This is a genomic window from Saprospiraceae bacterium (genome assembly GCA_016717265.1).
GTDB lineage: Bacteria > Bacteroidota > Bacteroidia > Chitinophagales > Saprospiraceae > Vicinibacter.
Genome location: JADKFX010000001.1, coordinates 3418873 through 3440734, shown reverse-complemented (window position 1 = coordinate 3440734; position 21862 = coordinate 3418873). Strand labels below are relative to the sequence as shown.

Below are 21862 nucleotides of genomic sequence, written 5' to 3'. Positions count from 1 at the left end.
GCAGCATTTTCAATTTAAAAAGACTCTTTAAAGTAATAGCCGGTTATAACAGTGAAATTGTTTGAATAAATGAAATGTACACCTAAGCTATCATTTACTGTATTTAAGAGGTAGTGATAGGTAAGGTTAGCTTCAATATCCCGGGTATTGAAGCATTTCATCAAAATTGGATTTTATTGAAATAATTATACATTACCTACTACTGTCTTAGAAACTATCCGCCCACAGGGGTTGGGTAGTTTTTTTTTACCCTTTCCAAAGGAATTTTAAACCTTATAGGTTTGTAAAGCTGGTTGTGTTCAATTTCTTGATTGGGATTCCTCCTTAAATCCAATAAATAGCCAAAATAACACGAAAACCATGGTGTTCTGTCGGAATTTCTAGACCCACCTTTGTAACACATTGAAGATTTAGAAGGTGGTATTGTACCTTTGCCGGTCTTATCAAAGTTTAGAACTATTTATGGAGCGGAATCATATTGTCGGAATCCTGTTAATTATTGCGGTACTTTTTCTTTGGAACCAGTTCTTTTTCCAGCCTGAAATGCAGGAGCAATTAAAACTTAAAACGCAAACAGACTCCACGCAAAAAATTCAATCAAATACAAATGCATCCCAGGAACCGATAGCATTGCAAACAAATCCTGTTGGAGATAGTAATCATTTGACAACTGCGACACCTCAAGTCACAGAACAATTCGTGGTTCTTGAAAATCCGTTAGTTCAAATTCAGATAAGCTCTAAAGGTGGTGTAATCAAGGAAGCGATCATTAAAAATCATCAAAAGATATTATCAAAAAACGAGGAACCAGAAAGAAAGGAAGCACTTAAATTGCTGGAGGATTCAAAAAATATTTTTGAATACCGAATTAAAAACGCAACACAGGAAATATCAACGCGAAATTTATTTTTCGAAGTTCATCAAAAAGATCCAAGGACTGTGGAGTTTATTGGATTATTGCAAAACGGCGCGCGCTTCATACAGACCTACCAATTAAGTGAATCAGATTATAATGTTGATTATACATTGAAAACTGAAGGATTTCAATCAAGCGATGATATTGTTCTTCATTGGGAAAATTATCTGGATCGATTGGAAAAAAATACATCCTATGAAAAGTTTACAAGTTCAGTTTACTTTAAGGAAAAAGAAGAATCTCCGGATTACTGCTCTTGTAGATCCGATGATAAGATCGAAAGTTCCGGAAAGCGTGTTAATTGGGTATCCCATTCTAATCAGTTTTATAATAGTACTTTAATTTCAGAGCTCGGTTTTTCAAAAGCAAGTTATGAAACTGTAATGTTGGCTGATGATGCAGAAGATTTGAAAAAGTTGGTGACCGATATGACGATTTCTTCAAATGATATTCGGAATAAGGAATTTAAAATGAAATGGTATATAGGCCCGAATGAATTCAAAAGATTAAAGGCTTATAATGTAAGTATGGAAGATATTATTCCATATGGCTGGAGTATATTCGGAAGTATTAACCGATATGCAATTAGACCATTATTTGTATTTCTTGCAAATTTTATTGGGAGTAAAGGATTGATTATTTTACTAATGACTTTAGTTGTAAAGTTATTGGTATTTCCACTTGCGTATAAAATGTTGCATTCCCAAGCAAAAATGACGGCATTAAAACCTGAAATTGAAAAAGTAAAAAACAAGAATAAGGATGATATGCAAAAGCAGCAGGTAGAAACCATGAAAATGTATAACGAATTTGGCGTTAATCCATTAGGTGGTTGTTTTCCTTTAATATTGCAAATGCCTATTTGGATAGCTTTATATCGGTTCTTCCCAGCGTCTATTGAGTTTCGACAAGAGTCTTTTTTATGGGCTGCAGACTTAACATCCTATGATGAATTCTTGCACCTGCCTTTCGAGCTTCCTTTATTTGGAAACACACTTTCACTGTTTGCATTTTTATGGATGATTTCTACTTTGGTATTTTCATATTACTCTTCTCAATCCATGGACTTTTCTTCCAATCCAGCAATGAAATATATGCAATATCTAATGCCGGTTATATTTTGGTTTATGTTTAATAAAACTGCGGCTGGTCTTACCTGTTATATGTTTTTTAGTAATTTATTAAATATTGCTCAGACAATTTTAGGGAAACGATTTTTATTTGATAATGAAAAAATTCGGGGTGAACTGGAGTTGAATAAGACCAAACCACGAAAAACAGGAGGATTCAGAGATCGGCTCGAAAATATGATGAAAGAACAACAACGCATTCAACAAGAGCGCGATAAAAAACCAAAAAAATGAAATTAATTATTGCAATTGCTTGCGGTTTATTTTTGCTACTTACCATTTCATGTAATCGAAATGTAAAAAAAGACAAACTAAATCAGCAAAATAAAGTAATCATACCTCCTGCTTTGCCAATTTTTGTGAAATCATTACAAGCATCTGATACCTTAGCCTTGAATACCGACACCTTGTTGTATTATCAAAGATCTGCATGCTTTGGATTTTGTCCTACTTATAATTATACATTGTACCAAAATGGAATGGTGAAATATGAGGCAATTCAACATGTTGATAATGTTGGTACACATTTTGGATTGGTCACAGATGCCTGGTGGACAGAGGTATTGAAGGAGATTCAAAAATCTAATTTTTTTGAACTGTTGGATGTCTATCCCGTAGAGAAAGAACTTTATATTCCCGATTTACCGAATACCATAATTACAATTAAAGATTTTGGAAAACGTAAATCCATCATTGATAATCATCATGCTCCTAAAGAATTAAAGGACTTTGAATTTTATTTAGAATCCCAATTTCAAAAACTTGAGTTCATAAAAAATTGGTAGAAATCGAATTGCTGTTTTGATTTATTTTAATTCAAACATATTGCTGTTAACCTTAACTTCCATTTAAATTTCAGATGACACAATCACATAAGGTAGTTGGCGTAATAGGTGCGGGAAGTTTCGGCACAACAATCGCTACTTTATTGGCGCATAATACAGATGTGTTAATGTATGCAAGAAAAAAGGAAGTCGTAGACCGTATCAATCAAACGCATCAACATCTGGGAGTTGAATTAAATTCCAGAATTCAAGCAACACATTCTATTGAGGAGGTTTGTAGTAAAACGAGTCTGCTTTTCCCCGTGGTGCCTTCTGAAAGTTTTCGAGACACTTGTATTTCCATGTCTGCTTATTTAACCCCGGCTCATATGTTAATTCATGCAACGAAAGGTTTGGATGTTGCTGGAATTCCATTGTCACAAATTGCCACCGTAAACATATCCAGAAAAAATATTCATACGATGAGTGAAGTGATTCGGCAGGAAACTTCTGTGCTCAGAGTTGGGTGCCTTGCTGGTCCAAATCTTTATCGTGAAATTTTGGATAAACAACCAGCGGCTTCTGTAATTGCAAGTGAATATGATGAAGTGATAAAAGCAGGTTCTGATGTATTAACCAGCAGAATGTTTTATGTTTTTGGTTCCTATGACCTATTGGGGGCTGAGATGGCAGGTGCTTTGAAAAATATTATTGCACTTGGATCTGGGATGTTGGCAGGTAAGGGACTCGGCAAAAACCTGGAAGCTATGTTAATTACTCGTGGATTGCGAGAAATGATTGAATTGGGTCGGAGTGTTGGTGCTACTTCAAGATCTTTCTTAGGAACTGCAGGCATTGGTGATTTGATTGCTACAGCCACCAGTAGTAAAAGCCGAAATTTTAATTTTGGTTTTCGATTGGGGCAGGGTGAAAATATGAACGAAATCATCCATTCTCTGGATGAAGTCGTTGAAGGCGTACGGACTGTGAGAATAGCCAACCAGTTAGCCAAGCATTACCATCTTAGAATACCCATCATTAATATGATTTATAGCGTTGTTTTTGATAAACTCGATCTGGAAAAGGCAATTCAGTACTTAATGCGGTATCCGTATCTTCCAGATGTAGATTTTATTTAAGTACTTGTCGATGATCTCGCCATTTTTGTAAGAAGATTCCTGAATTTTATCTTGAATACAACTACTTTTGTTCTGAAGAATTATTAAAATTACATAAAATATTAGAATATGGCAGTTATAAATCCTGGTGCTGGAATGGAAAAACCTAAAGGTTTCTGGAGCAAACCAGAAGGTGTTACAGGCACCGTTGTTTTAGCTGGATTAATCCTGGGCGGGGGTGCAATTTTATATAAATATTTACCTTATTTGATAAGCTTGACCTCCAATATGATTTATCTGGCAGGCATGCTTTTGGTATTAGGCGCGATCATTTATATGGTTTTAGACCCTCGAATGCGCACGCTTATTGGCTATATGTATAAAAGTATTATGCGTTGGATTACCGGGATATTTGTCACCATTGATCCCATTGGAATCCTTAAAAATTATATTGGCGATCTCGAAAATAATTTATCTAAAATGAGTGAGCAAATCGGCGCATTGAAAGGACAAATCCGCAAGTTGCAAACCAATGTTTCGGAAAATTCTAAAGAAATTGAAACGCAATTGCGTATGGCTCAAGTTGCTAGAAGTCAGGATCAGGAAGCACAAATGGTCTTGGCAACCCGGAAAGCAGGTAGACTGCAAGAAACCAATGAGAAGTATCAGCACTTACTGAGCAAGATGGATATTTTAAATAAAGTGCTTACGAAAATGTTTCAGAATTCTGAAATCTTATTAGAAGATACAAAGGATCAGGTAAAATTAAAAGAGCAAGAGCGAAAAGCTATCCGAGCATCCCACAGTGCCATGAAATCTGCTATGAATGTAATTAGTGGAAATACAGATCAACGAGTGTTATTTGATCAAGCATTAGAACATATTGCAGATGATGTAGCAAATAAAGTTGGAGAAATGGAGCGATTTATGGAATTATCAGAAAATTTCATGAATTCTGTGGATTTACAAAATGGTGTATTCGAAGAAGAGGGATTAAAAATGCTACAGAATTACGAAGAAAAGAGTAAACTCCTATTTATGGGTGGAAAAGATGATAAACTCAAATTAGATAGTGCAATGCCAGAAAGACAAGCCCGCGTAGATAAAGAGGATAACCAATATGATAGTTTATTCAAGCCCTAAGATATTAAATCATCATTTTTTTTAAAGATTGTAATTGATTTTATCTCATCGTTTTTTATAAAAGTATCATATGCTATTTTATCTGGGATGTATTTGTATTTTAGGTGGACTTTATTTTCTGCTTGTTAATTTGAAAATTATTTCTAAATCAACATCAATAGAAAGTCAAAAGCCTATTGAGGCACAAAGAATAGATAACTTTTTAATCCGTTTGTTTTCAATTATTACATGCTTAATAGGATTCTATTTTATATATTCTAGCATGGATCATGCTAAACAAAGGAATTCTATTATTCTAAATGAACAGGTGAAATCAAATCCGAAGGAGGATATAAAATATTGGGATGCAGCTATGAAACAAGCTCTTACAAATCAATGTTTAGAAAACGGTAAACGAACGGCTGAAGAATATCCTGATCTGGTAAAAGAATATTGTAATTGTGCAACAGATAAAATAGCGGAATCCATGTCGCCGGAAGAATATACCCAAATAATAACAAAGCCAAAGGAAGAACAAGCAATTACAATCCGACCCTTAGTACAAACCTGTGTGGATATTCTGACTCGTTTAATCCAATTAAGTCAGGAAGCAAAACCCGAAATCAATAAATCAAAGTAGGCTAATTTTTTGAGGTCGTATAGAACCATTTATAATATCGTTTGAAATGAATAACTTAATGCATCCGGTCACCACGAGGCTCTAAACTTTTTATAATCAGAGCTTCATAATCCAAATACTCCTGCCACCTTGAACGCATTATTATTTTTGATGAATAAAATTCTGCCAAATCTAAAAACATTTTATAATGACCTGCTTCTGATACCATAAAATGGTGATAGAATTTTTTTAATCCATCTTCTTCAAGTTGAAGTGATAATAATCTAAATCGTTCACAACTTCGGGCTTCAATTAAAGCAAACGTTAATAAGTATTCAATCAATCGATCTTCTCGGCTTCCACCTTGTTTTTGAAATTTCAATAATTGATTAACATATTCATCTTTTCTTTGAAAACCAAGTTTTAAATTTCTTTTTTTAAGTTCGGTAATCACAAGTCTAAAATGACCCCATTCTTCAGTTACCACGGGCGAAACAGCTTCTACCAATTCTATTTTATCCGGATATTTTTGAATTAAAGAAATTCCTGAACTTGCTGCTTTTTGTTCACAATAAGCGTGATCCGTAAGAATGTCTTGTAATGAAATCGATGCAAGATTTACCCAACGTGGGTCCGTTGGTAAATGAAGTCCTAATTTTGTAATTTCTTTTCCTGAAGGCATGATAACATGTTTTTCAACAGATCTAATTTGCAAATTTCAAATCGATCACTACCGGATGTCCAGATAATCGTATAGGAATCAATTTCTTGTTTTAATAAATATTTAAGATCTTCTCGGTCGAGTTTATATTGAATATTATAAATTGTATTGCCGGTTTCTGGTTCGATCGTAGCAGATGTTAACGCATAACTTTGAAGATAAATATGCTCGCCATTAATAAAATCAATTCTTGCTGGGCTCGATGGATCAATAGCACCATAAACCTGAGATGCTTTTGACGAATGCAAAAGAAATTTTAACTCCAGTAAATAGTCATTTTTAGTTTTAATAAATCGTGCAAAGCATTGTAAAAATTCTGATTCTTTAAAGTAACTACCAATTTTAGGGTCAGTATGTTCAAAAAAAACTTCAAATACATTTGCTAAAATGGTACCTTCTAGATTTTGTGAAAGGTTACAGAAACTATTTACTTCCTTATCATAAACCTTTGTATTGTCACGAACATAAGGATTAGAACTAATTTCAGGTAGTTTTTTAAACCTGGGAATTTTATTTTTTTCTAATCGATTTAAAGCAATTTTCAGTTCTTTGATTTGTGTATTGGCAAGATTTTCATTTTGGTATTGTAGTTGTCGAATGGTTGTTAAAATATACCGGTATGCATTTTGTTGTTGATAATGCAAGGTCCTTTGTGAAGAAATCAATTCAAGTTTTTTATGAAAACCCTTGATTGCTTTTTTATTTGTTGAGCCAGCGTTAATTTGTATTTTTAATTGTTGAATTTCAGCGGACTCATCCTGTACAATAGTTTGCAATCGATTTAAATTTTTTTGGACGCGAAGTTCTAATTTTGAAATGGTATCTAATGCTTTAGCGTCGGAAGGCAACAAAAAATAAAATAATAAGAGGGTCAGGAGATACCCGTTTTTTTTGAAAAATGGAATAGTCTTTTGTCTAATTTTCACGGAATGTTAGCTAATTAATATACAAATTTAATGAAATATAGCGTAATAAGCAGTAATTTTGGCCGCGCTGTTAAAAAATATTCAGATAAACCTAAATATGTTTAAAGTACAATCCATTTTTTTTATTGGCATTTTGGTATTTTCTTTAATTTCATGCAAAAACAGCTCCACTTTATCGTATGCTCCGAATTTGAATAAAAACACTATGCCCAATTATCCAGAGACCAGAAAGGACACCGTATGGGATGATTATTTTGGTACGAAAATTCAAGATCCATACAGATGGTTAGAAGATGATCATGCGGAGGAGACCAAAGCATGGGTTGCATCACAAAATAAGTTTAGTTATTCATATCTGGACAAGATTCCATTTCGCAAAGATTTACGAGCGCGGATTGAGAAATTATTTGATTTTGAAAAATGTAGCACCCCATTTAAAAAGTCAGGCAAGTATTATTTTTTCAAGAATAATGGTTTGCAAAATCAAGATGTATTATTCACAAGCAACCAATTGAATGATAGCCCAACATTATTATTAGACCCAAACACGTTTTCAAAAGATGGAACAACGTCCTTAAGTAATTATTCTTTTTCAAGTAATGGAAAGTACATGGCCTTACAGTTATCTGTTGGAGGATCTGATTGGAATCAAATTTTAGTATTTGATTTAAACACAAGGCAATTCCTTGCAGATACCATTCGTTGGGTGAAATTTAGTGGCACAGCATGGCATGGAGATGGATTTTATTATAGTAGATATCCGGAGCCAAAAGGAAATCTTGCATTATCTGAAAAGAATGAATTTCATACAGTGTATTATCATAAAATCGGAACGAATCAATCAGACGATCAAATAATTTACCAAGATTTAAAACATCCATTGCGGAATGCTGCAATAAGTATTACTGAAGACGAGCGGTTTTTAGTATTGTCGATAACAGAATCTACGAGTGGGAATAGTTTAGCAGTTCGCGATTTATCAAAAAAGGAAGCTGGATTTGAATGGTTGGTTTCCAGTTTTGAGAATGATTATATTGTATTGGGAAATGTAAAAGACAAGTTGTTTATACACACAAACAAGCAGAGTTTAAATTGGAAAGTTGTTACTGTAAATATGAATTCTCCGAAACAGCAGCAATGGAACACAATTATTGCAGAGGCAAAAGATGTGTTGGATAGTGTATGTTTAATAGGCGGAAAATTAGTAGCCAGTTATTTACATAATGCTTCTAGTTTAGTAAAAATTTATGATTTAAATGGAACTGAATTAAATACCTTGGTGCTTCCTGAAGTTGGAACGCTTGTGTCTATCAATGGAACCCAAAATGATACAGAGGCATTTTATTCTTTTTCATCATTTATTAGACCTCCAACAATTTACAGAATTGATTTAATCGATTTTAAAACGACTCCATTTTTTAAACCGAAACTTGCAGATTACGATCCTGATTTATATACTACTGAACAAGTTTGGTATCCCAGTAAAGATGGCACCAAAATACCGATGTTCTTGACTCATAAAAAGGATTTGGTAAAAGGGAATAATCCACCTACTTTACTTTATGGTTATGGTGGATTTAATGTTTCTTATCTTCCAACGTTTATGACTTCCCGAATCCCAATTCTTGAAAATGGAGGAATTTATGCAGTCGCCAATTTACGAGGGGGTGGTGAATTTGGAAAAGAGTGGCATATGGCAGGAACTAAAGAAAAGAAGCAAACTGTTTTTGATGATTTTATTGCAGCAACAGATTTTTTAGTGAATGAAAACTACACAGATCGGGAGCATCTTGCAATCCAGGGTAGATCCAATGGAGGTCTGTTAATTGGCGCGGTAATAACTCAAAAACCGGATGTTTGCGCAGTGGCTTTTCCAGTCGTTGGTGTTTTGGATATGTTGCGTTATCACAAATTTACCATTGGTTGGGCTTGGGCAACAGATTATGGGACCAGTGAAACAAAGGAAGGCTTTGAATATCTTATAAAATATTCCCCGATTCACAATGCGAAGTCTGCAAGCTATCCAGCAACCTTGATTACAACAGCAGATCACGATGATCGGGTGGTGCCTGCTCACTCCTTTAAATTTGCAGCAACCATGCAAGCAGCTGCACAAGGTGCAAATCCAATGCTCATAAGAATTGACGTGAGTGCCGGTCATGGTGCCGGGAAACCTACTTCAAAACAAATTGATGAAGTAACTGATATTTTAGGATTCATGTTTTTTCAAATGGGTATTACACCGAATGCAAAATAATTTTAGCAATTGATACGTTAAATGTGATTTATTCAAAAAAATTGAAACTATGAATACAAATCAATATCTGGAATCAAACAAACAGCGTTTTCTTGATGAATTAATCGAACTCTTGAAAATTCCTTCTGTAAGTGCAGATTCCAAGCACAATGAAGATACAAAACGATGTGCAGAGGCAGTTAAACAAGCCCTTTTAGATGCTGGATGCGACACTGCAGAAATTTGTAAAACAAAAGGTCATCCAGTAGTTTATGCACAGAAAATAATAGATCCAAATTTGCCAACGGTCTTGACCTATGGTCATTATGATGTGCAACCACCAGATCCTTTAAATTTATGGACCAGTGGTCCATTTGAGCCCGTTGTAAAAGATGGCAAAATCTATGCAAGAGGGTCCTGCGATGATAAAGGGCAGGTTTTTATGCATATTAAAGCGTTGGAATCTATGGTTAAGACCAATTCGTTACCATGTAATATTAAGTATATAATTGAAGGAGAAGAAGAAGTAGGATCTGTTAATTTAGGAAATTTTCTTAAGGCAAATAAAGAAAAGCTAAAAGCAGATATCGTATTAGTTAGTGATACTTCAATGATTAGTATGGAAAGTCCTTCCATTGAATCCGGACTAAGAGGTTTAACATATGTAGAGGTAGAAGTTACAGGTCCCAATAGAGATTTGCATTCAGGCGTATACGGCGGGGCAGTGGCAAACCCAATCACGATTCTTGCAAAAATGATTGCTTCCCTTCACGATAAAAATAATAAAATCAAAGTCCGTGGATTTTATAGAGATGTAGTTGATTTAACTCCAGAGGAAAGAACAGCATTAAATAAAGCTCCATTTAGTTTAGAAAATTATAAAAAAGATCTTGAAGTTGTAGATGTATGGGGTGAGGAAGGTTATACCACCCTGGAACGCACCGGTGTAAGACCTACCCTTGAATTAAACGGAATTTGGGGCGGATATACTGGAGAAGGTGCAAAAACTGTCTTGCCTTCAAAAGCGTATGCAAAAATTTCTATGCGATTAGTTCCAAATCAAAAATCTAAGAAAATAGCAAAGTTATTTGAAAAACATTTTTTGAAAATTGCACCTCCTTATGTTCATGTGAAAGTAACTGAACTTCACGGAGGGGAAGCTGCAGTCACACCTACAAATAGTGATGCATACCTTGCCGCTGAAAAAGCAATTGAAACTACCTTCGGAAAAAAACCAATACCGACAAGAGGTGGCGGCAGTATTCCAATCATTGCTTTATTTGAAAAGACTTTAGGACTAAAAACTGTTTTAATGGGATTTGGATTAGATTCTGATAATATTCATTCACCGAATGAACATTTTGGATTATTTAATTTTTACAAAGGCATTGAAACAATTCCGTATTTTCATAAATATTATACAGAACTGAAAAAACAATCAAAATAAATTAAATCAAGTCAAATGAAAAGAATTGTATTATTAATCAACGTGTGGGTAGTGAGTATTTCTTTCCTGTTCGCACAAAAAAATCAAATGAAAATGGATTCACTAAGTTATAGTATCGGGGTGTTATTTGGAAATAGTTTAAAACAACAGGGTTTGGATAAATTGAATGCGGCTGATCTTGCAGAAGCAATGGAAGCTGTTATGAATAATAAGGAAACTAAAATCACCAAAGAACAAGCTACTCAAATTTATTCTCAAACGATGTCTTCACTTTCTGCAAAAGCAAATGCTGGGGCAAAAGAAGAAGGGGAACACTTTTTAGCAGAAAATAAAAAAAGACCTGGTGTTACAACAACTGCCAGTGGATTGCAATATGAAGTTATAAAAATGGGAGACGGTGCAAAACCAGCAGCTACTGCAAAAGTAAAAACACATTATCATGGCACTTTAATTAATGGAAGTGTTTTTGACAGTAGCGTAGATCGCGGTGAACCCATTTCATTTCCAGTAAATGGTGTCATCCAGGGATGGCAAGAGGCTTTGCAATTGATGCCTGTAGGTTCAAAATGGAAATTATTTGTGCCTTATAATTTAGCATATGGTGAACGTGGTGCCGGTGCAGATATTAAACCATTTTCTGCATTGATCTTTGAAGTTGAGTTGCTTGGTATTGAATAGTCCATTTTATTTGGATCCAATGGTTGAGGATCTAAATATTGTAAAATGAAAATTTCCATAATTAGTATTGTTCCAGAGCTACTTCAAAGTCCTCTGGATCATTCAATTATTAAAAGAGCAAAGGAAAAGGATCTTTTTCATATTGAAATTATTGATTTAAGGCAATTTGGCATTGGAGCTTATCGGCAAGTTGATGATTATCAATTTGGTGGTGGTGCCGGTATGGTATTAATGATTGAACCTCTTGTGAATTGTATTGAGTCACTAACTAAGGTTCAATCGTTTGATGAAATTATATACCTCACTCCGGATGGTGAATTATTAAAACAATCAGTAGCGAATCAACTCAGTTTGAAAAGTAATTTGTTAATTATTTGTGGTCATTATAAGGGAATTGATGAGCGGATTCGGGATCGTTGGATAACTCGTGAAATTTCAATTGGAGACTATGTTTTGTCAGGAGGTGAATTAGCAGCTTGTGTTTTGGTGGATGCTATTGGAAGATTATTGCCAGGGGTATTAAATGATGAAACTTCCGCATTAACTGATTCATTCCAAGATCATTTGTTGTCGCCTCCGGTTTATTCCAGACCAGCTCAATTTCGGGATTTGAAAGTGCCAGATATTTTATTGAGTGGGCATCAAGCTAAAATTGATGATTGGAGATTTGAACAATCCGTATTAAGAACAAAAGCCCGAAGACCCGATTTACTTTCTGATGAAAATATCTAAAACCAACAAGTTCGTTTTTATAAATTTGGATTTATTTAACTGGTAGTATTTTTTTTCGAGAATTTCTTTGGAGTGAGTATCTTGTCATGAAATGGAAACCTGGCAAGATCAAGTATTCGGAAATAATATTGGTTTTAAAGCTTTTACTTTTCAGCATGGTATCCCCGTTTTAGTATTTTTAGTTTGTACTATTCTTTGGATCTTAATTGCTAAGAACTGGAATCACCCAAAGCAATATCGATCTGCATTTCTATTTTCTCTTTCACTTGCATTTGCTGTATTATGGTGGATGGTATTTAGACTTTGGAATAATCAATTTGATGAAACAGAGGATTTGCCATTTCATCTTTGTAATATCTTAGCTTTAATATTTCCGTTTGCTTTGTATTTTCGGGCTCGTTGGTTTTTTGGAATATTATATTTTTGGATACTGGCAGGAACCTTACAAGCTGTAATTACCCCAGATCTTAAAGAGCAATTTCCGCATTATATTTATTTTCGATATTGGTGGATACATTGCGGTATGATTAGTTTAATTTTTTACGGGTTGTTTGTATTTAAATGGAAAATTTATTGGATCGATATAAAAAATGCAATTGTTGGAGCCAATGTATATTTAGTTTTTTCTATTTTGGTTAATTTATTAACCGGAGGTAACTATTTTTTCAGTATGCGGAAACCCGAATCTGCCTCCTTATTGGATCATTTAGGACCCTGGCCATGGTATTTATTTACTGGACAAATTGTTATGACCGCGCTTTTTTTACTGTTGTATTTGCCAATATGGTGGTGGCAGGGTAGGGTGAAAATAAATACACAATAGCTGGTTTGATAAGGAAATCCATATGTTTGCCAAAAAAATGGCCGGAAAATATTTTGTAAGAATAGAATAATTCCAATAAATAAATGCTAATCATACTTGAAGCAAGGATGCCTGCTACTGATGGGATTCACTTAGATTAAAAAAAACTCTCTTTTGTTTAGGCCTTTTTAAAAGTATTTGCTCCTTAAAATTTATAAAATTTTAAAGATTTTGAATATCCCGGATTTGATACATTAAGAATGTACATTGTATTATTCAAATCTATGAGCGGTAATTGAACATCCTTTATATGCGATGTAAGCTTTGCAGAATAAATACATTGTCCAAGTGTATTAAAGATCCGTATATATCCGTCTTGTTGCATTGGTTTTAAAAAATGCAAGTGCCCATTTTCAATCCAGAAAGCTGCTTCATAATTTATATTATTTGAAGATGTGCTTTGCGACAATTCAAAATAATCCGTTAATTTTTGTTGATTATTGATTAAATATTCTGCTTTCCAAATTCCTGGTATTGCAAGCGTTGGTCTGAATATATAAGTATAAAAATAAGAATACCATAAATCCGAAGTATGTGTATAACTAAACGTAAACCAAAGTTCATCTGAAGGGGTGTACCAATTTATAGTACTTATATCATCTTTTCGAATTCCATAGGATTGGATCCAAAAACTGATGGTATCATCTTTTTCAGTGTATTTTTTTTGAGAAGGAATTCGTTCCTTTAATTCATTCAGGCTAGGAGCAAAATTACAAAAGTCATGATCTATGATTCCAAAAGAGTCAACATAAGGAAGTTCAGAATTCCATAAAGAGCCAGGATTGCCACAAGATCCTTTAAATGGATCTACAACATATAATGAATCATACCACAATTCAAAATGCAAATGAGGATCACTGGAATAACCAGAGCTACCTATAAATGCAAGTGTTTGTCCTGAAGTAACAGCATCTCCTGGTTTTACAAGAGCTGAGTTCTTTTTAAGATGGGCGTAATAACTATAATATTTATTTGAATGGCGTATAGCAATATAATTGCCAAAATTTCCTGTTATGGCGGTTTTGTTTCTATCGAATAGGCTATCAACAACAGCCGTAACAATACCATCGGCGGCTGCCAATACTTCAATCCCTTTGTCCATTTGACTGAAATTCTTTATTGCAAAATCAGTACCAGCATGGCCATCATAAGTTTTTGATCCGCAATGGTGGTCGTGAATGCTATCAACAGACCAGTCAACATAATTGACAATAAAATAATCATTTAAATACTGACCTTTAATTGGACTATTTAAAAATGCTTGTTGCGAAAATAAAGTATGACAAGCTTGTAGGTAAAAAATAATTAAAATAAAATACAGATATAGTTTCATGAGTTCTTGAATTTAATTAGAAACTCCATCAACCTGGTTCATTTATAGAAGATTACATTTTTAGAATCCTAAAAGATTTTAAAACTTGATTTTTATGGATTACCTGTGCAATATAAAAACCAGCTTTTAAAGTTCCACCAAGATTGTTTTCAGTTGCGTTTAATACCTTTTCTTCTGCCAAAATTCCTTGTGAATTGTAGATCACAATTTTATATTGATTTTCATTTAATGCATTGAAATAACAAGTGGTGTGTTGATTGAAGATGGTAGGATAAACATGAACATCAAGTTCACTCGTTTTATCATTTGTTGATACAGGATTGCCATCAATAACTAAAAAAGCATCCAAAGCGCCTTCTACCAAATGGCCCTGGCCTTCATCTGCAATTTCAACAATAAATTTCACATCATTTAAATTTGAAATCAAATCTTTAATTTTATAATTTTCTTTTAAATGCCAACTGGAATCACTCAAACTAATCGTTTCAATTAAAAAGGTGTCTATTCCTGAAGTTAATTTAAATTTCATTTTATCATTCGGCATGGCATTACCACCTGCATTTGAAAACCAATATGCATAATTTAGTAAGGGTTCATTCAATGAACTTAAATTCATTGAAGGACTTGTTAAAATAGTATTTCCATTATCAACATCATCTTCAGAAGGATCTATTCCAGAATTGCCAGTTACGTAACATTGGTTACCTAAATCTGATGGTATGTCAAATTCAGTCTGAAATTGGTTATTTTCATAAATGGTTCCAGTGGGTTCAGCACGAACCCATGCTCCAGATCTTGCAGTTGATTTTACAGTCCAATTAAGATTGAAAATGAAATCATCTTGATATCCTTTTTCAACAAGTATAATAATATCACCGGATGGATTTTCAGAATTAAATTTTTCTGCTTTGTGCAAATAACCCCACTTGCCAACAATTACATCATATACCTCAGGATCTTGAAATACACGCAAGGTGGTTGCACCATCAGCAGCCGTCAATCCTTCTACCGATCTATTTAAATTCGTAACCAATACTTGAGCGTTTTCAACTAACTTCATACTCCCTTTTTCTTTTATAATAAATCGCTGACTTATCGATTGTCTTGGAAGTAATTTTATATTTCTGATTTCAACGATTCCATTTTGTAATTGTACTTGAATCGTATCAGGAAAATATGCAGGATGAGAAAAAACAACTTCATAGGTACCGGCATTTGCATATCCTGTTTTGTATTCGCCTTTCAAATTTGTTTCTTCACCATTTATGCGGGAAGATTTAATCACGACGGAAGCTTGTGAAATGTTCCCATTGGTCAAACTATCTTTTACCGTTCCTTCCAAATAACAGGCTCTGATATAATCAGGTTTGATTACAAATAATCCGCCCTCAATATCTGAAGCAACGATCGTTTTACTAGGCAAGAAAGGACTGACACCCCAACATCCATGAAAACCTTGTTGGTTTCCAAAATAGGTATCAACAGAGCCTACTTCGATTAAATTCTCCGGTCTGTGGGCATCAATAATTTTTATTCCATCGGTATAATAAGCTGTAATTAAATAACCATCCAGGAATCGGGTATTGTGTGGAATGACGCCTTGACCTTCCGTATCCTTTGGCCTCCATTGGTCTACCAACCGAATATTATTTAAATCAGAAACATCATATGCTGCTACAAATGCATTTGCACGTTCATCTGTAGTAAAAACATATTTTGCATCATCTGAGATCCAACTATTATGCGTAAACGCAAAAGGAGTTGTTATCGTAGCGAGTTCAATGGGTGTGACTTTGTCTTTCACATCCCAAATTGATAATAAACCATTATTTATGTCAGAAGACCACATCGTATCGTTTCTCATATACATATCATGACAATATCTTTTTGTTTCTGCACCAAGAAATTTTGGATTATCTGGATCTTGATTTACATCAAAAAACAAAACACCTTGCCAGGGTGAACAGCCATTCAAACATAAGATTCCTTTTTCATCAACAAATACTGTATGGCATGTGGTAATATTTTTTGTTTGATTATTAGCGGTCACAGAGCTAGTCCAAAATTTATGGGTGATGTCTAATGGTGCATTGCGCATATTTACAATAATAACGCCATCTGACGATTGGTCTGTCACTGCATAAATATGATTTTTATAAGTATAAACTTCTCTCCAAATAGTCTGGACCCCAGGTACGCGAGCTCTTTCTATTGGCTTTGATGGATCTTCCAAACTATAAATAACAAGCGCTGTAGATAATCCAATGACTGCATATTCAAGCCCAGAACTGTCGACAAAATGCCAAATACCACTTCCGGCAGCACCAGAACCAGCTGGAACGTGGGCTACTATTTTCATATTTAAGTCCCCACTTTGAGCATACATACCAACACATAAAATATTGATTACCAGGAGTAAAAGGTATTTCTTCATAAAGATTATTTAAAATTTGGACAAAATTAGAACATCTTAGGTCAATCAATTAAAAATTAACGTTTTCAGACAGGTAAATCAAAAAAAATGTTCTGGAAGCTGATTTTTTAAATAATATTCCGAAAATCCCTGCGCTGAATATCTTTGCATTCCTAAAATCAAAAAAAATGAATGAAGTAATTAAACACTACGATAACAAGGTATGTATTCTTACGATCAATAGGGAACAAGCAATGAATGCCTTGAATCACGATGTCATAAGTGAATTAAATGAGGCCATTGAAGAAGTGCAGGAGCGGATTGGAGACTTACATGGATTAATTATTACCGGGGCTGGAGCTCGATCATTTGTAGCTGGGGCAGATATTTCTGAATTTGTAGGCTTAAGTAGAAAAGAAGGAATTGCTCTTGGAAGAAAAGGTCAAATGCTATTTTCGGAAATTGAAAAATTGGCCATACCAGTCATTGCAGCTGTCAATGGATTTGCTTTAGGTGGTGGATGTGAACTTGCGATGGCCTGTCATATTCGGGTAGCTGGGGCAAATGCAAAATTTGGGCAACCTGAAGTGAATCTCGGCCTTATCCCTGGCTATGGAGGGACCCAAAGATTGATTCATTATATAGGAAAAGGCAAAGCAATTGAAATGCTGATGACAGGAGACATGATTAATGCAGAAGAAGCTCTCCGATTAGGTTTGGTGAATCATGTAGTGGAACCAGGAAATGAAGTAGAAAAATCATTGGAAATTATTCATAAGATAGCTACAAAAGCTCCAATCGCAATTCAAAAGGTTATTAAAATTGTAAATTCATATTTCGATTATGAAATGCCAGGCTATGAATCTGAATTGGATTCTTTTGGCCATTTAATGATTACTAAGGATGCTACAGAAGGTGTCGATGCTTTTTTAAATAAACGTAAACCAGAGTTTACAGGCCACTAAAATGTTTGATTATCATGCAGACAAGCAGCGGTATTTTGAGATGCAGTATCTTACTGCAAGAGATTTTATAATCCCTTTTATCAAGCAACTTAGAAGCTTTAAATCAGAAGACCGTATACTGGAGATAGGATGTGCTGAAGCAGGTGTATTAAAAGCTTTTGTAGAGGAACATTTGTTTTGTTTTGGAATCGACTTAAGTCCTTCCAGAATTGAAACGGCTAAACAGTTTCAACAAGAAGCATTTGATTTAGGAAAGATCAAGTTTTTGTCAAAGAATGTCTATGATATTGAGCTGTTAAAGGATCTTGGAGGACCTTTTGATATTATAGTTTTAAAAGATGTCATTGAACATATACCAAATCAAGAACGGTTTATTCCAGTCTTAAAGCAATTTCTTAAACCAGATGGGCTTATCTTTTTTGGATTTCCACCCTGGCAAATGCCTTTTGGAGGTCATCAACAAATGAGCAGCTCCCGAATTTTAAGTAAATTGCCTTGGTACCATTTATTGCCCAAGTCTGTTTATAAATTTATTTTAAAAAGCGGTGGTCAGGATCCTGCCACCCTAACCGAACTTTTAGAAATTAAAGAAACCGGGATATCCATTGAGCGATTCGAGTCCATCATGGCTCAAAATAATTTAAAAATTGAACAAAGGATACTCTTCCTTACGAATCCAATATACAAATTCAAATTTAATCTTGAACCTCGACAGGTTCCTTGGCTGTTGGCCAAAATACCAATCCTAAGAAACTTTTATACAACGGCAGCTTATTATGTCATCAAGAAGAGATGAAAGCTTAGCAACCGTTAAAAGGATTAAAAATGATCAAATTCAACCGAATTTATATCTATCCTCCGCAAAAGGTCTTGAATTTCTTAATATAGACCTCCCAAAGATCTTTTTGACCTTTGACTTCGTCATCATCACAGTAGTCTGTAATTTCCAGAATCGTCTCGTTCGTGATGTCGGTTTTGTAAATTCGGAATTGAAGAAACTCTGCTTCATCCCGGCCATGCCATTTATATTTAACCAATTCCTCCTCGATGTCGTCTGATAAAGTCGCTTCTTCATGATCGCCTTCCCAGTCAAAAATATAATGATCACCGATATTGTCTACCCGGTCACAAAACCAACGCACCATGCAAGTTGGTTGGGTAACAAATAGATAAAGGGTCGCCGGAGACGATTTAAACATAAATTCTACTTGAAATTGAACTCTTGCCATTGGGTCTGTTTGTGATAAATTAAATTGTAGTCTGACTACATAATGCGGCAATATTAAAATTGTTTGAATATTTTTTTGTTAAATCTTGAACTTTTTTTATTCACAAAACATTAATTGCATGTAGAGGAAATATTGTCCGCTTGGCATTATTTTCGCATTCTGTTTAAGCAGAATATCATAATCTTGTTGTAAATCATTGTTTTTTAAGGACTTATAAACCAATCCGCGATTCATGAGGCAGTTAAAGATCACTAAATCCATTACAAATCGAGAGAGTCAGTCTCTTGAAAAATATTTACAAGAAATCGGCAAAGTGGATTTATTGACACCCGAAGAGGAGGTCGAACTCGCAAAAAAAATCAAACAAGGGGATCAATTATCACTTGAACGACTCACAAAAGCCAACCTGCGATTTGTTGTTTCTGTTGCAAAACAATATCAAAATCAAGGTTTATCACTTTCTGATTTAATCAATGAAGGAAACCTTGGATTGATTAAAGCAGCACAACGATTTGATGAAACCAGAGGCTTTAAATTTATTTCCTATGCAGTTTGGTGGATTCGGCAGTCAATTCTTCAAGCTTTAGCTGAGCAATCCAGGATTGTCAGACTTCCATTAAATAAAGTGGGCTCTTTAAATAAAATTAACAGAGCTTTTTCTGAATTAGAGCAGGAATTTGAACGAGAGCCATCAGCTGAAGAGTTAGCAACCTTATTAGAAATTCCAACGGAGGAGGTAGAAACCACGATGGGTGTTGCTGCAAGGCATGTTTCTATGGATGCACCTTTTGTTGAAGGAGAAGACAATTCACTTTTGGATGTTTTGGAAAATGACAGTACGCCAGCAACAGATTCAAAACTCGAGTTTAAAGATTCTTTGAGACAAGAAATTGAGAGAGCTTTAGGCACTTTGACAGATCGCCAGGCGGATGTAATAAAATTATATTTTGGTATTGGGGTGGAACATCCTGAATCGCTGGAAGATATTGGAGATAAATTTGGTTTAACACGAGAACGGGTGCGCCAAATAAAGGATAAAGCGATCAATAAATTGCGTTCTGCATCTCGCAGTAAGCTATTGAAGCAATATTTAGGATAATAATTCAATTTTTTTAGAATCCTTTTTTGGCAAGGACCTTGGATTTTAAGACCTTTGTAAAAATTTATAATATGTCCTTGATTAGCCAAAACGAACAAATCGATCTCGCTCTTAATGATTGGAGGGAGAAAGAAAAAAATGCCCTTGAACTAAGTAAAATAGTTGGGGATTTAAGATTTGATCGCTCCATTGAATTAGTCTTATTTAGAAAAGACCTTTATGATGCAAGACCTAGTCAAATCATTAGCGATCATCTTTTTGCAAAAAATTATATTGATAAACCCTTAGATCTTGACTTAAGTCTTGAAATCGCAAGGATAATTTCTAAGATGGATCCATTAGTTCCATCTAGAATTGATATTGGCAAACTAGCTTCAGAATGGGAAAAAGAACATTCAAATTTTACTCAATTAGAAGATTTTGTAATTCACCAATTAAAGCAAGGATTAAATCCTGAAGTTGGAATTCTTGAACCAAAGGATGTTGTATTATATGGTTTTGGTCGAATCGGCAGGTTGGTAGCAAGACGATTAATTTCCTCCACAGGAAGTGGCGAACAATTGCGATTAAAGGCGATCGTCGTACGCGCTGGGATGAAAGATCAATATGAAGAAGTACTCAAGCGTTTAGCCTTATTAGAAAGTGACTCCATCCACGGCAATTTTCCAGGTGCCATTGAAGTCACTCCGGATGGCACTGAAGCAATAATTAATGGAAATCGGATTCGAATGATTTTTGCAGCTTCACCGGCTGAAATTAATTATGAAGATTATGGTATCCACGATGCTTTATTAATCGATAATACCGGAATGTTTGATACTCGGGAAAAATTAAGTGCCCACTTTCGACCAGGTATTTCACAAATTATTTTAACGGCTCCGGGAAAAGATATACCGAATATTGTGGTTGGTGTAAATCAACAAGAAGCTGATAATATCAATGAAACTATTTTTTGTGCTGCTTCTTGCACTACCAATGCAATTGTACCTGTAATCCAGGTAATAGATAAAGCATTCGGTATTGTGAAAGGGCATATTGAAACAGTACATGCGTATACAAGTGATCAGAATCTTTTGGATAACTTTCATCGAAAACCAAGAAGAGGAAGAGGAGCTCCCATTAATATGGTTATAACCAGTACCGGAGCAGCAAGTGCAGTTGCAAAAGTTTTACCGCATCTTAAAGGAAAATTAACCGGAAATGCAGTGCGTGTGCCAGTTCCAAATGTTTCCTTGGCAATTTTAAACCTAACGCTAGAACACAGCTCTACACTGGAAGAGATCCTATCTAAACTGAGACATGCAAGTTTATATGGAGAACTTGTCGAACAACTTCAATATTCAACATCAAATGAATATGTTTCAAGTAATGCTGTTGGAACTACCTGCGCATCCGTTGTAGATTCTCCATCTACCATTTTATCAGCGGATGGTAAAACAGTCACTATTTATGCATGGTATGATAATGAATTCGGTTATACCTGTCAGGTCGTGCGGCTTGCTAAATATGTAGCTAAAGTAAGACGATTTACCTACTATTAATAGTGGATCAC

19 protein-coding genes are annotated in these 21862 nt (G+C 34.7%); 14 read left to right on the top strand and 5 right to left on the bottom strand.

The annotated features are described in order from the left end of the window. Positions 1 to 462: 462 nt before the first annotated feature. The 5 genes from yidC to IPO86_13545 all read left to right on the top strand — a co-directional run bounded on the left by yidC (position 463) and on the right by IPO86_13545 (position 5690). Positions 463 to 2280, top strand: a complete 1818-nt coding sequence (yidC, locus tag IPO86_13565) for a membrane protein insertase YidC (GenBank protein MBK9729133.1) — start codon at positions 463 to 465, stop codon at positions 2278 to 2280. Beyond that, positions 2277 to 2831 (top strand): hypothetical protein, encoded by a 555-nt coding sequence (locus IPO86_13560; GenBank protein MBK9729132.1) that lies wholly within the window; start codon positions 2277 to 2279, stop codon positions 2829 to 2831. The genes yidC and IPO86_13560 overlap by 4 nt, the downstream gene beginning before the upstream one ends. Positions 2832 to 2905: 74 nt before the next feature. Then, positions 2906 to 3949: an NAD(P)-dependent glycerol-3-phosphate dehydrogenase gene (locus tag IPO86_13555; GenBank protein MBK9729131.1), complete on the top strand. Its 1044-nt coding sequence runs from the start codon at positions 2906 to 2908 to the stop codon at positions 3947 to 3949. 135 nt (positions 3950 to 4084) lie between these two features. Continuing rightward, on the top strand, positions 4085 to 5071 hold the full coding sequence (locus IPO86_13550; protein MBK9729130.1) for a hypothetical protein: 987 nt from the start codon (positions 4085 to 4087) through the stop codon (positions 5069 to 5071). A 70-nt stretch (positions 5072 to 5141) separates the two neighbouring features. Beyond that, entirely contained in the window at positions 5142 to 5690 is a 549-nt protein-coding gene (locus IPO86_13545; GenBank protein ID MBK9729129.1) for a hypothetical protein, read from the top strand. 55 nt (positions 5691 to 5745) lie between these two features. Here the strand turns inward: IPO86_13545 and IPO86_13540 are convergent, their stop codons facing one another. Together IPO86_13540 and IPO86_13535 are read right to left on the bottom strand one after the other, a co-directional pair. Further along, a complete protein-coding gene (locus tag IPO86_13540) occupies positions 5746 to 6351 on the bottom strand; it encodes a tRNA-(ms[2]io[6]A)-hydroxylase (protein MBK9729128.1) in 606 nt (201 codons plus the stop codon). Beyond that, positions 6321 to 7316, bottom strand: a complete 996-nt coding sequence (locus IPO86_13535) for a hypothetical protein (GenBank protein MBK9729127.1) — start codon at positions 7314 to 7316, stop codon at positions 6321 to 6323. Before IPO86_13535 ends, IPO86_13540 begins: the two co-directional genes overlap by 31 nt. 97 nt (positions 7317 to 7413) lie before the next feature. Here IPO86_13535 and IPO86_13530 point away from each other — a divergent pair, with 97 nt between their 5' ends. From IPO86_13530 to IPO86_13510, 5 genes are all read left to right on the top strand, one after another. Next, positions 7414 to 9573 (top strand): S9 family peptidase, encoded by a 2160-nt coding sequence (locus IPO86_13530; protein ID MBK9729126.1) that lies wholly within the window; start codon positions 7414 to 7416, stop codon positions 9571 to 9573. Positions 9574 to 9622: 49 nt separating this feature from the next. Beyond that, positions 9623 to 10999, top strand: a complete 1377-nt coding sequence (locus IPO86_13525) for a dipeptidase (protein ID MBK9729125.1) — start codon at positions 9623 to 9625, stop codon at positions 10997 to 10999. Between the two features lie 15 nt (positions 11000 to 11014). Further along, positions 11015 to 11677 carry an FKBP-type peptidyl-prolyl cis-trans isomerase gene (locus IPO86_13520; protein ID MBK9729124.1) on the top strand — a complete coding sequence of 221 codons (663 nt, stop codon included), beginning with the start codon at positions 11015 to 11017 and terminating at the stop codon, positions 11675 to 11677. A gap of 45 nt (positions 11678 to 11722) precedes the next feature. After that, positions 11723 to 12409: a tRNA (guanosine(37)-N1)-methyltransferase TrmD gene (trmD, locus tag IPO86_13515; GenBank protein ID MBK9729123.1), complete on the top strand. Its 687-nt coding sequence runs from the start codon at positions 11723 to 11725 to the stop codon at positions 12407 to 12409. A 91-nt stretch (positions 12410 to 12500) separates the two neighbouring features. Further along, complete coding sequence (locus tag IPO86_13510; GenBank protein MBK9729122.1) at positions 12501 to 13232, top strand: TIGR02206 family membrane protein; 732 nt, start codon at positions 12501 to 12503, stop codon at positions 13230 to 13232. Positions 13233 to 13416: 184 nt separating this feature from the next. Here the strand turns inward: IPO86_13510 and IPO86_13505 are convergent, their stop codons facing one another. Together IPO86_13505 and IPO86_13500 are read right to left on the bottom strand one after the other, a co-directional pair. Next, a complete protein-coding gene (locus IPO86_13505) occupies positions 13417 to 14604 on the bottom strand; it encodes a peptidoglycan DD-metalloendopeptidase family protein (protein MBK9729121.1) in 1188 nt (395 codons plus the stop codon). A gap of 52 nt (positions 14605 to 14656) precedes the next feature. Then, positions 14657 to 17038 (bottom strand): choice-of-anchor B family protein, encoded by a 2382-nt coding sequence (locus IPO86_13500; GenBank protein ID MBK9729120.1) that lies wholly within the window; start codon positions 17036 to 17038, stop codon positions 14657 to 14659. 167 nt (positions 17039 to 17205) lie between these two features. Here IPO86_13500 and IPO86_13495 point away from each other — a divergent pair, with 167 nt between their 5' ends. Then, on the top strand, positions 17206 to 17982 hold the full coding sequence (locus IPO86_13495) for an enoyl-CoA hydratase/isomerase family protein (protein MBK9729119.1): 777 nt from the start codon (positions 17206 to 17208) through the stop codon (positions 17980 to 17982). Position 17983: 1 nt separating this feature from the next. Continuing rightward, a complete protein-coding gene (locus tag IPO86_13490) occupies positions 17984 to 18778 on the top strand; it encodes a methyltransferase domain-containing protein (protein MBK9729118.1) in 795 nt (264 codons plus the stop codon). 55 nt (positions 18779 to 18833) lie between these two features. Here IPO86_13490 and IPO86_13485 read toward each other — a convergent pair whose 3' ends face one another. Then, positions 18834 to 19211: an activator of HSP90 ATPase 1 family protein gene (locus IPO86_13485; protein MBK9729117.1), complete on the bottom strand. Its 378-nt coding sequence runs from the start codon at positions 19209 to 19211 to the stop codon at positions 18834 to 18836. Between the two features lie 232 nt (positions 19212 to 19443). Between IPO86_13485 and IPO86_13480 the strand changes: the two genes are divergently transcribed. Then, positions 19444 to 20310 carry a sigma-70 family RNA polymerase sigma factor gene (locus IPO86_13480; protein MBK9729116.1) on the top strand — a complete coding sequence of 289 codons (867 nt, stop codon included), beginning with the start codon at positions 19444 to 19446 and terminating at the stop codon, positions 20308 to 20310. A 71-nt stretch (positions 20311 to 20381) separates the two neighbouring features. Then, positions 20382 to 21851, top strand: a complete 1470-nt coding sequence (locus tag IPO86_13475) for a glyceraldehyde-3-phosphate dehydrogenase (protein MBK9729115.1) — start codon at positions 20382 to 20384, stop codon at positions 21849 to 21851. The last annotated feature ends 11 nt before the right edge of the window (positions 21852 to 21862 follow it).